Here is an 11208-nt window from a genome sequence, read left to right on the forward strand (position 1 = left end):
CACATGCCCAGAAAATAGGCCAGAAGAATATTACCGATAAATACGGAATTAATAAACAGACTTAATAGATCACCCATGTGCACTTCCTATCTTTTTTACTTATATGTTCCGGGTTTCGATATCCCGGGCAGACTGTTTTTCAGCCAGACCAGCAACCCGATAATGAAAAAAGCCCCGGGTGCCAGCACCATGAGGCCCATGTTCTGGTATCCGGCATCAAAAACAAATTGCGGGATAATGTTGAACCCTAAAAATTTACCCGATCCTAAAAGCTCTCTTATAAAAGCCACTGTAACCAGTACCAGGCTGTAACCCAGACCGTTTCCAATACCGTCAAAAAAAGAATCCATAGGTTTGTTGGCAAGGGCAAAGGCTTCGGCCCTTCCAAGAACAATACAATTGGTGATGATCAGACCGACAAAGATAGACAATTGTTTGGAAATATCATAAAAAAAGGCTTTCAATACCTGATCAGTGATAATGACAAGGGAAGAAATAATAGCAAGCTCCACAATGATCCTGATATTGGATGGGATTCTTTTCCTCAAAGAAGATATGATCAGGCTGGAAAAAGCAGTTACTATTGTCAGGGCAATGCCCATGACGATGGAAGTGGACATTTTAACCGTGACAGCCAGTGCGGAACAAATTCCCAATACCTGGTAGGCAACGGGATTTTCCTTCCAGATGCCTCTGGTTACGATCTCTATATAGTTTGTTTTCTCTTCGGACATGATGAATACTATCCTTTTTGTCTATTTACTATCTTTTGGGTCAGTATCTTTTTAATCAGTATCTTTATTGGGGCTCATTTTTTTTGCTTTAAGCTGTTTCTGCCTGAAGGTAATGGACACGGAATCATATTTGATCAGGGTCTGTTTTATCCCTTGTGAAAGATATTTGCCGGTTAGTGTCGCCCCTGAAATTCCGTCCACATAATGGGCTTGTTCGTCTTTGGGAAGATTTGTGGCCTTTCCTTTGGCAATGCCCACTGAAACAAATTTGTTCTGGGAGTTTAATATTTTCTTGCCTTTAAAGTTTTTCTGAAACCAGGCACTTTCTATTTCACCGCCTAACCCCGGGGTTTCCGAATGGCTGAAAATTGAGAATCCTGATATGGTCTGGCCATCATTTTCAAAGGCGAGATACCCTTGTATTTTCCCCCATAATCCTCGGCTGTTGATGGGAAGGATATACCCTTTTATCACTATATCCCCCTGGCCGGCCTTCTGAAAAAAATAGAGGTTCAAAGCATTGGGGACATAATTTCCAATGATTTTCCCCTGGTCATCGACCATTACTTCCTTGATACGGGCATCATAAAGTTCATTTATTTTTTCTTTGGACGGCTTTTTATGGCCGATAAGGTTAGCAGCTTTGAGTATATTGATTTTTTTGTCAAGTTCCATATTGGCCACCTGAAATCCTTTTAACCCGCCTGCAGCAGCCGTAATTAAAAGGCTGCAGATGATAGAGAGCAGCAGGGCAAACACGATGACATTTTTCTTGCTGTTTTTATCAAAGGGTTGATCAGACATTGGGTATCCTTTTTGATGCCTTATATTTAATCACAATATGATCCAGCATCGGAGCAAACACATTCATAAAAAGAATGGCCAGCATAGTACCTTCGACAAAAGCCGGGTTGACCACCCGGATGATAACGGTTAAAAATCCGATTAAAAAACCGAAGATCCACCGTCCAGGGTTGGTGCCCGGGGCACTGACAGGGTCCGTAGCCATAAATGATATGCCGAATAAAAATCCACCGGCGCAAAGGTGGAATAAAGGGCCTGCATTCATCCAGGAGTCAGATCCACCCGGAATCAGATAAAAAATGATGGAGGTAACAATTAATCCAACACCCCCCCCGATAATAATCCTGAAGTTTGCAATCTTTGTGATGATCAGGAACAACGCCCCAAGGATACAGCATAAAGCTGAAGTTTCTCCAATACTTCCCGGTACAAACCCAAGAAAAAGATTGGATAAGCTAAAGCCGTCACCTGCAAGAGCCGTTGTAATTTTTTCACCTTCCGGGGCCAGAATAGACAGTGCGGTGGCCCCGCTGAAACCATCCACTGAATTTTTTACCGCCACCCAGACATCTCCGGACATGGAAACAGGATAAGAGAAAAATAAAAAGGCTCTCCCTGTCAGTGCCGGGTTTAAAAAGTTTCTTCCGGTTCCGCCAAACACTTCTTTGCCGATAACCACACCAAATGAAATTCCCACGGCCACCTGCCATAAAGGAATGGTTGGAGGAAGGGTTAAGGGAAATAAAAGCCCTGTAACAAGAAACCCTTCACTGATTTTATGTCTCCGGATGGTGGCAAAGACAATTTCCCAGAAAAACCCCACCCCATAAGAGACAATGATGATGGGTAAAACATATCGTGACCCCAGCAGGAAAGACTGAAAAAAAGTATAGGATTCCCCCCGGGCAAGTCCTGCCTGAAAACCAGTGTTGTAAATACCAAATACCAGTACGGGCAGAAGGGCAATGAGGACAAAACTCATAAACCGTTTCAGGTCAAGGTTGTCTCTCACAAACGGACTGAATTGGATTTTTGGTGACGGGAAAAAGAAAAATGTTTTTGTGGCATCAAAAAGAGGCGCCAGTCTGTTGAGTTTTCCCGAGCCTGTAAAATATTTTTCACTCAGATCCAGTAGTTTCTTTAAAGGATGCATACCCCTATTCTTTGTCCTTATAATGAGCGTCCATTCCATGGAACAATAATTTTGTCAGTTCGATTTTCGAGGGGCAGGCATATGAGCACAGACCGCAGTGGCAGCAATCCAGCAGACCATAACTCAATGCATCCTCGATTTCATCGCTTAGCAATGCTTTTATAATAAAATTGGGCATCAGATCAACGGGGCAGATGTTAACGCAACAGCCGCAATTGATACAGGCTCTTTCTTCTCCATGCAGGTTACAGTCAAGCTCTTTCGGTGTTTTGGTCAGACAGGAAAAAAATGTTTTGGAGACAGTGGGTTTTGTCAATCCCGGCTGAATAAATCCGAACAGCTCCTCTTTTTGATTGTCTTTGATAATGTTCAAGGTGTTTTCAAAAAATCCGATATGGGTTTGTGGATCAACAGATCTGCCATTGAAGCGGCCTGTTGTAATAAGGCTGTTCTCATCCAGGTTTCCTATAAGATTTTTGACAGGTGCTCCCTGACGGGTGATAATATGAGGTTTTTTATCATTTGACCTTGTAATCGTCACCACTCTTTTTACTGGATACCTGCCGGTTAAGAGGAATTTTGCAACCAGTATCAGATGCTCTGCAGAAATGCACCAGGAGCGATTTTCTTCCCGGGTTCTTTTTAATTGATACAAAACAACCCCAGGGTCCCAGGCCGGATAAAAATCAGGAACAATATGGGTGATATGCTCTTTAAACCCATTGAGTCTATCCAGGCTGTCCAGATTATCCCGGCGTGATGTCACGATGATACGTTTTGACAATAAGCTTAAAATTTTTATGCCGAATTCAAAAGAATTAATATTGTTTTCCAATATTACCCGTGGATGAGGGGAAAACAGGTCATTTCCATTTAGAGAAACGATGATCATGGGAGGCTCATGGTTTTCATCGGCTGTATCTTTAAACGGGAACTCCCGGAAACACTGCCAAAGCCCGCCTTCCTGTAATAGTTTTATGATTTTTGATCTGGGAACCGTATCAATACTTTCTAAAGGCAATGTTTCAAATTGAATGAATTCATTCTTTTTATCAAGACCAATCACTACCTCAAGCAATCTTCTGCGTTCTCCAAAAACAATATGTTTAACAATTCCGGTGCCGGGAGCCACATAACGGATGCGTTTGTTTCTCTTGTCACAAAATAGAGGTGTACCTGTTTTTACGGGGTCATTCTCCTTAACCAGAAGTTTGGGGCGGATATAAGGGATATCCATGGCAGACACGGCCACCGTCTCAGGCTCTGGGATCTGAATAACACTCATATCCGGCATCCCGGCAAGTATTGTTTTATACCCTTTTGAAATTATAATATTTTTCATAGATTTAAAAATTTTTATTCTATTGTGAAGTGATCCACCATCTCATGAAGTTTTTTTGCCAGATGGGAAAGCTGTTCAGAGCTTTGGGCAATACGGGTCGAATTGGATGATATCTGGGAAATTGATTGACTGGCATCATTTACATCCCGGGCAATTTCAGTCGATGCAATGGATGTGTTTGCAATATTTGAACTGACTTCCTGGACCGCATCCGCACCCTGGGATACATTGTCGTCTATTTCGGAAATGGTGCTTGTCTGCTCATCAACTGCAGCAGATATATTTTTAACAATATCATTGACGTCATTGATTATTTTCGCGATTTCCTTAATATCTTCAACCGTGGATGAGGTTGATCCCTTTATCCAGTCGATATTTTTTTTTATTTGTTCTGTGGCCTCTGTCGTCTGATTGGCAAGGCTTTTTATTTCATTTGCAACAACGGCAAACCCTTTTCCAGCTTCTCCGGCCCTGGCTGCTTCAATGGTTGCATTCAAAGCCAGAAGATTGGTCTGCTCCGAGATATCAGTGATGGCTTCAGAAACCTGACCGATTTTACGGACAGCATTTCCTAGATCATCCACTCTTGAGGAGGCAGAATCAACTCTTTCAACTGCTTTATCGGAAATATGACTGGCTTTGTCAGCGTTTTGTGCGATTTTTTTGCTGGTTTCACTCATCCGGGATGTGGATTCGGCAATCTGCTGAGTGTTTGCTGTCAGCTCCTCCATAGCAGCTGCCACTGCATTCATGTCTTCGCTCATGGTTTCGGCACGCTGGGTAATATTTATGGTTTTTTCAGCAGAACTGTCAGTCTCTTGGGAAAGTTCTGTGGCAACACTGTTCATATCGGTTGAAGAGTTGTTCAGACCCTGGGCTTCCTGGTATATATTTTTCATATTTTCCTGCAGGGATTGGGCAAAAATGTTCAGATTATACCCTAAAAAATCCAATTCATCGAGCTCGTTTTTTGGCTTGTCTGCTGTTTTAAACCTTCTGGTCAGATCCCCGGAGCTCATCTCCTTGGCTGTGTCAGAGGACTGCAAGAGGTTTTTGACAATGGAGCGAATTTGAAGGATACTGATGACCATGAGAATGATGCCGATAATCAAGCCAAAGGTTTGAAAGAGAATCAGGCGCTGTACTTTTTTTTCTGAAGAATTCTGGAGCATCACGACGGCTGTATTCATTTCATTTAAAAGGTTCAAGTTATTATTTTTAATAAATTTCAGACTTTTAGCTGCACTTTCGTTTCCAGAAAGGGCAGTCTTCATATGGACTGAAAAATCACTCCAGATTTTTTTTACTTTATTGAGCTGGGAAAGAGCGGGTTCAGAAGCTTTGGGGCAGGTCGCATATGCTCCTTTCAGATCCAGAGATAACGGTGCCTTCCCTGAATCAGCCAGGGCAGACAGGGTAATATCAAATATTTTTATTGTATTGTCTGCACTTGAATTTAATTGTTTTTTTCCCTTTGATTCTGTTGCCCCGGAAAATAAAAAGAGTTCTTTGGACATTTTTTGAGAAAGCATACGTTGACGCCCGGCAAGGTTGATAACAAGACCATCAGCTTTTTGTGCCGAAGTGGTGTACCAGGTAACCAGAAACATGGATAAAATGATAAACGACAATCCTGCGACAATCAAACCTAATTTGTATCTTATAGCCATTATTGTATCCTTATTTTGAGGGATTTGAGAAAAATATATTTTAACTTACCATAAAAAGCCTTAGGGTTCAACAGATCTTGATTAGGCTTGATTTTCCTTTTTATCTGGATTTAGAATAACGAAAATTATTTTATAAATAAAAAGGCCGGATCTGTTTCGCAGATCCGGCCTTTTTATTATTTATTGTCCTGTTGGTATTTTTACAGGATTTTTTTATGCTTTTGGAAGTTTTGGGAACTGCTTATTCAATATTTTATTCCATTCATCCAATTGGGCTTTGTTTTGTTTAAACAAAGAACCCACATTTCCTTTAATGGTGATCTTTTCTATGGTATCACCCTGGGCAATGCTGTCCACAACTTTCTGGTCTTCATCACTTGCAACAACACCAAAAACAGTGTGCATGCCGTTTAAATGAGGGGTCGGACCATGGGTGATGAAAAACTGGCTGCCGTTTGTTCCAGGGCCTGCATTGGCCATGGAAAGGATGCCGGGTTTGTCATGCTTCAGGTCTTTTTTGCATTCATCCTTAAATTCATATCCGGGCCCGCCTGTTCCATTTCCATGGGGACATCCACCCTGGATCATGAAGTCTGCGATGACACGATGAAATTTAAGACCGTTATAATATTCCCTTTTTGCAAGATTTGTAAAATTACTACAGGTAACAGGAGTTTGGTCTGTAAATAATTTTATGTTAATGGTACCTTTGCTTGTTTCGAAAATTGCTGTTAGGTCAGGCATATTTTTCTCCTTTTTTATTAAAAAAATAAATATGGTCAAATTTAAGGCCTAGTTTATATTTGTCAAATAAAAAAAGGGGATGGGCGGAGGGAATCACAAGTAGGATTGAAACTGTTTCATCAACTGTTTCGATCGCCTAACTATTTTTGAAATCTCTCATGTTCAGACGCTCTCTAATATCGTCCGAAGAATACAGTTCTCCTCGAGAGTTGAGTGCATCTCCCCCCTTTTCTAAAATCAGGGCTGCCAAAGGGATATCGCTTGTAATGACAAGATCACCCGTGACAAGCCTCTTGAGAATCTCTTTGTCAGCGACATCAAAACCAGATGCGACTTGCAGCATTTTAATACAACGCGACCGTGGTACAGTTAAGGGGTGATTTGCGACAAACGTGAGTTGTACACCGGTGCGCTCAGCCGCTCTGAATAAAATATTTCTAATCACCACCGGGCATGCATCTGCATTCACCCATATCTTCATTACAGGCTCACTCGTGCCACGTAAACAGCACCTTCAGACGAACCACCGGTTAAAGGATTATCAAACTCAATGGTTTGTGAGTCAGCACTTTCAAACACCATACCCAGGAGGTTGGTAAAAGAGTCTTCGAGGAAACCATCTGCCCAGAGGCCAAACACTCCACCAGGTTTCAAATGCTGTGCCAGCTCCTCCTCGGTATAAAAACGTGAATTCGTTTGGTGTAATACGTTCTTCGGCCAAAAATCTAATTCCTCGTACATCAAACTCATTTTAAAACCTTTTCGATGACGTAAGGGTCCAAGGATCTTCAGACATCCCCTTGAGACCAGCCAGGGATAGAATCTTTATTACATCATCTGCTTTCAAGTTTAAGGCTATTTTCAGTTTCATAAAAACAGCATTGTTACTTAGACTCTTTTCCGGCTCAAGCTGGGGCTCGTCTCTTTTGCCCCGCTTATCATTGATCAGCCCGTTCAAAAAAAATGCCAGCTGTTTATCACTACATTTCTGATAGGCAGGTGCATCATTTTTTTTAACCAGTCGCTGATCTGCGCTCGTGTGACTTGCTGATCTGCCTGATTAAAAATAGAAATCATTTTTGAATCGCTAAAGTCAAAGACATACTGAATACGGCGTAGAATATCATTCTTATTCATTTTTTCAGGCTAATCCCGTCTTTTTTTAATTCTAAAACTCCTTTTTTGTACAATCCCCCCACCGCTTTTTTAAATTCTTTTTTGCTCATGGAAAAAAATTTTTTGATATCTTCGGGAGAGCTTTTATCATAACAGGGTATAAAACCTCCGGCTTTTTTTAAAATGGTTACAATTTTTTGAGCAGATTCTTTTACAGATTCATACCCCGGTTTTTTCAAAGTCAGGTCAATTTTCTTATCTTCACGAAATCGCATGATATAGCCGGTACAAGTATCACCAATCAACAGATCCTGGTAGGTTTCATTGAGATACAACATACCATAATATCGGTTATCGATTACGGCCATGATACCGATTTTGGTAATAGAGTGGATAATAAGATCGACCTGCTGACCCACTTCAAGACCCTTGATATTTTGATCGCAATTCACAGATATTTGAGTTGTTCCGTACACCCGTTGTGTCTTTTGATCCAAACAGATCTTTGTCAGATATTTTTTCCCGGGCGATATGGAGTTCTGCTGTGCATTTTTGGGTACCAGCAGGTCTTTTTCAAGTCCCCACTCCATAAATGTTCCAAATGAAGTCACATCTTTTGCTTTCAGAAAAACAAAATCTCCAACAATACCAAAAGGTTTTAATGTGGTGGCAACCAGACGATCCTCGGAGTCGGTGTACACAAACGCTTCAAGGGAATCACCAACATTTAAATCATCAGAAACATATTTGTTGGGAAGCAGAATCCTTCCCCGATCAGAACTTAAATACAAACCAAAATCAGACCTGCTTTCAATAACCAGATAATTATATTTTCCAATTTTAAGTTCGTTTTTTTGTCCCCGGGCTCTCTGCTTACCTTGGACAATTTTACGAGAATTCGCCCACACATTTTTAATATCCGACATTGGCCTTACCTCTCTGTAAATTTATGCATCCATCCTACCATATTTAAGAATATACCGCCACACGTCCATCACCTTACTTTGAACGCCAGGAAATTAAGATTTACACTCCTTGCAGTTTTTTTTAATTACATTAAAAATTCGATGGATAGATCATTTACATGGATGATATATAAAAAAACCAGGTGGCATCACTCTGGATTCCACTCGGTTTTATATCAGAAATAGTTCGCAATTGATTTGATATCATTTAGAAATTCGGCATCGAAATACTACGTACAGGGATAATAATCCTTGAGTGCTGGTTTTGAGTTTTTTGACATGATGTTTGATATTGTTAAATCCCTTTTTTGTATTGAGTGTTAGTTGAGGGATGAATAACTTGTTTGAGCTTTTTTTTTGTATCAAGGTTTCCATTAAGAAGGTTTTCAAAAAGCCTTATTATGCTTGCTTTATCCATTTCTATTTTAGTTTCGGTTTTTATGTCCCTTAAATCAATAAAACAATTGGAAAAAATATTGGGTATATCACTAACAATATCTGTATTCAAAAAATTGATATTATTATAGATACTATGGTAATTTCCCGCTGTTTTTTTAATTAAAAGCCGCTGATTTTTTAAGTTTGTAATGGATGAAGATTTTTCACATTTTTGAATACACTCCTCATCCATTGTGTGTTTTTCACATCCAGTAACCTGATGAAGTAAACATTGTCTGCTGGTCATCAGTAAAATAGGATGATAGATGCTATAGTACAGTTTGAAATTCTCAGGCTTAATAATACTTTTTATCTGATATTTACTGATTTCATTAGAAATAAATGAGCCACAGCTATTAAAATTTTTTTTTAAGCATAAAAGGCTAAAGGAATTAACAATATTGAGATAGGGGCCTGCAATCCAGGGGATTCCTTTTTTGTAAGCTTCATAAGCTATCCCGGTATTATTGGTTACAATAAGTTTTGTCTGCACCTGTTCAAGAAATTCTACGGCAGCCCTATAGTTCTCTCCTATCAAAACAGAGGGGAACCAGGGAATTAATTTTTTGTTTTTTAAGAAAAAGTCTAACAGCTTTAAAGATTCATTTTTAAAACCATTGGGAAGTTGAAAAAAGATATCGGCACAAGTTTTGTTACATAAGTCCACATCCTTTTGGGAAGAGATTAATACAGATAGAGCCGGAGGCTTTTTAAGTATATTTTTATTTAAGGAAGGAACATCAATTGGGTCAATCATCTCTTTTGAATCATTCAGGATGAATAAAAGCCTCTTTTTTATTGAAGTGATCTCATTAAAAGAGATAAAGAGATCTTTTTCAAGATGTTCTAATTCTAAATGCTGAATGGTGTGTTCCGTATCATTTACGGCTTTAAGTCTTTCTAATAAAAAATTGTAAGTGAGGCACTTGGCAATGCTATTCTTTTTTGTTGGGACAAGATTAGTTTTGGAAAGCACTGTAAATGAAATGTCTGGTGTTTTTACCAATACTTTTAGAGGTACACCGGAGTTACCTGAAATACTGATTGTTAAAGGGCTTTTGGCTATACTTAATTGTTTGATTAAATTTTTGACATTTGCTGTAATTTCTTTTTTTTCTTCAAAAAGAGCCAGCTTGTCTTGTTCCATTTTTTTATTCGTAGCATACGTATTAATGTCAGCAAGATGTTTAATTGAATTATCCCGGGGATTATCAATAAACATCTCCTTATTAATATTTCCCTTTAAATAGGCATTTGAAAAGTCCCGGTTAAAGACTTTATAAAGCCCACTGTTGTCAGTATTCAGTCTGTTTTTAGCATAAAAACTTTGGAGTTGTTTTTTCCAGCAATTTACCACTGTATAAACGTAATCAAGCCGCTTCATTCTTCCTTCAATTTTTATTGAGTCAACTTTTGCATCATATAATTCTTTTAGATCAAAATAGGCTGAATTGTCTTTTAGATTAAGAGGGAAATTTTTATTTTCCAAAGTAGGTAAATACCTGTCCCTGCAAGGTTGGCTGCACCTGCCGCGATTTCCTGAATTTCCTCCCAGAACAGAACTTATGTAACAAATTCCTGAAAAAGAGATACAATAGGAACCATGGATAAAGACCTCAGTTGACATATTATTTTTATGTCCAGTTAAAGCCAATGCTTTTATCTCGTTAATATTTAACTCTCTTGATAGATTAATCCGGGTGGCGGTCAGTTTATTTAAAAAACTTATCTGACCTTCATTATGAGTATTAAGCTGAGTAGAGGCATGTATTTTAAGAGCTTTAAAATATCTTGATAATAGATAAAACAATCCTAAATCCTGAACAATTACCCCATCGATGTCAGTGTTGAGCAGCTTGTTCAACAGGCGTATAAGGAAGGGGATTTCACTTCCCACTATCAGTATATTGAGGGTAAGATACACTTTGCAGTTATGCCTATGCCCAAGATGTATAATCCCAATTAAATCTTCAAAATCTATGTTTGTGGCCCGGTTCCTGGCATTCAATTGATTCAAACCACAGTATACAGCATCTGCCCCTGCAATAACTGCCGCTTTTATAGACTCAATATCTCCGCCCGGTGCCAGTAATTCAATTTTTCTTTTCATTCAGATTAATTGTAACTTAATTGTTGATTCATGAAAAATAATCTTTTCTGGTTTTTGCAGACACAAAATCATGCTGCATTCTCGTACGATTTTATCCTGTATATGTTCTTTAAACCCTGGGGTCTTTCAAGT

At 39.3% G+C, this 11208-nt stretch carries 11 protein-coding genes and 1 pseudogene; all 12 read right to left on the bottom strand.

Features of this window, described 5'->3' with window-relative positions; genetic code table 11:
- Nucleotides 1–95: 95 nt before the first annotated feature.
- Nucleotides 96–734, bottom strand: a complete 639-nt coding sequence (locus K8S13_RS19345) for an NADH:ubiquinone reductase (Na(+)-transporting) subunit D (protein WP_291465126.1) — start codon at nucleotides 732–734, stop codon at nucleotides 96–98.
- Between the two features lie 51 nt (nucleotides 735–785).
- The gene (locus K8S13_RS19350; RefSeq protein ID WP_291465128.1) at nucleotides 786–1538 is read right to left on the bottom strand and encodes an FMN-binding protein; all 753 of its coding nucleotides are present in this window, start codon (nucleotides 1536–1538) and stop codon (nucleotides 786–788) included.
- Entirely contained in the window at nucleotides 1531–2691 is a 1161-nt protein-coding gene (locus K8S13_RS19355; protein WP_291465130.1) for an NADH:ubiquinone reductase (Na(+)-transporting) subunit B, read from the bottom strand. Before K8S13_RS19355 ends, K8S13_RS19350 begins: the two co-directional genes overlap by 8 nt.
- A 4-nt stretch (nucleotides 2692–2695) precedes the next feature.
- Entirely contained in the window at nucleotides 2696–4033 is a 1338-nt protein-coding gene (locus K8S13_RS19360; RefSeq protein ID WP_291465132.1) for an NADH-quinone reductase, read from the bottom strand.
- A gap of 14 nt (nucleotides 4034–4047) precedes the next feature.
- Entirely contained in the window at nucleotides 4048–5703 is a 1656-nt protein-coding gene (locus K8S13_RS19365; protein ID WP_291465134.1) for a methyl-accepting chemotaxis protein, read from the bottom strand.
- A 213-nt stretch (nucleotides 5704–5916) separates the two neighbouring features.
- Nucleotides 5917–6447: a peptidylprolyl isomerase gene (locus K8S13_RS19370; RefSeq protein WP_291465136.1), complete on the bottom strand. Its 531-nt coding sequence runs from the start codon at nucleotides 6445–6447 to the stop codon at nucleotides 5917–5919.
- 136 nt (nucleotides 6448–6583) lie between these two features.
- A complete protein-coding gene (locus tag K8S13_RS19375; protein ID WP_291465138.1) occupies nucleotides 6584–6928 on the bottom strand; it encodes a YaiI/YqxD family protein in 345 nt (114 codons plus the stop codon).
- Nucleotides 6928–7101, bottom strand: coding sequence for a hypothetical protein (locus K8S13_RS19380; protein ID WP_291465140.1), 174 nt, complete (start codon nucleotides 7099–7101; stop codon nucleotides 6928–6930). Before K8S13_RS19380 ends, K8S13_RS19375 begins: the two co-directional genes overlap by 1 nt.
- 97 nt (nucleotides 7102–7198) lie before the next feature.
- A complete protein-coding gene (locus tag K8S13_RS19385; protein ID WP_291465142.1) occupies nucleotides 7199–7405 on the bottom strand; it encodes a DUF1456 family protein in 207 nt (68 codons plus the stop codon).
- Nucleotides 7406–7435: 30 nt separating this feature from the next.
- Nucleotides 7436–7584, bottom strand: a pseudogene (locus tag K8S13_RS25805) (DUF1456 family protein); the annotation flags it as partial.
- Nucleotides 7581–8489, bottom strand: a complete 909-nt coding sequence (locus K8S13_RS19395) for a S1-like domain-containing RNA-binding protein (protein WP_291465143.1) — start codon at nucleotides 8487–8489, stop codon at nucleotides 7581–7583. The pseudogene K8S13_RS25805 and the gene K8S13_RS19395, both read right to left, overlap by 4 nt.
- Before the next feature lie 334 nt (nucleotides 8490–8823).
- Nucleotides 8824–11076 carry a peptidase U32 family protein gene (locus tag K8S13_RS19400; protein ID WP_291465145.1) on the bottom strand — a complete coding sequence of 751 codons (2253 nt, stop codon included), beginning with the start codon at nucleotides 11074–11076 and terminating at the stop codon, nucleotides 8824–8826.
- Nucleotides 11077–11208: the final 132 nt, after the last annotated feature.

It is taken from the genome of Desulfobacula sp. (assembly GCF_021107415.1).

What these genes read in the sequence shown, in the direction of transcription:
- K8S13_RS19345 (WP_291465126.1), bottom strand. Translation starts at nt 734, where the DNA reads ATGTCCGAAGAGAAAACAAACTATATAGAGATCGTAACCAGAGGCATC.
- K8S13_RS19350 (WP_291465128.1), bottom strand. Translation starts at nt 1,538, where the DNA reads ATGTCTGATCAACCCTTTGATAAAAACAGCAAGAAAAATGTCATCGTG.
- K8S13_RS19355 (WP_291465130.1), bottom strand. Translation starts at nt 2,691, where the DNA reads ATGCATCCTTTAAAGAAACTACTGGATCTGAGTGAAAAATATTTTACA.
- K8S13_RS19360 (WP_291465132.1), bottom strand. Translation starts at nt 4,033, where the DNA reads ATGAAAAATATTATAATTTCAAAAGGGTATAAAACAATACTTGCCGGG.
- K8S13_RS19365 (WP_291465134.1), bottom strand. Translation starts at nt 5,703, where the DNA reads ATGGCTATAAGATACAAATTAGGTTTGATTGTCGCAGGATTGTCGTTT.
- K8S13_RS19370 (WP_291465136.1), bottom strand. Translation starts at nt 6,447, where the DNA reads ATGCCTGACCTAACAGCAATTTTCGAAACAAGCAAAGGTACCATTAAC.
- K8S13_RS19375 (WP_291465138.1), bottom strand. Translation starts at nt 6,928, where the DNA reads ATGAAGATATGGGTGAATGCAGATGCATGCCCGGTGGTGATTAGAAAT.
- K8S13_RS19395 (WP_291465143.1), bottom strand. Translation starts at nt 8,489, where the DNA reads ATGTCGGATATTAAAAATGTGTGGGCGAATTCTCGTAAAATTGTCCAA.
- K8S13_RS19400 (WP_291465145.1), bottom strand. Translation starts at nt 11,076, where the DNA reads ATGAAAAGAAAAATTGAATTACTGGCACCGGGCGGAGATATTGAGTCT.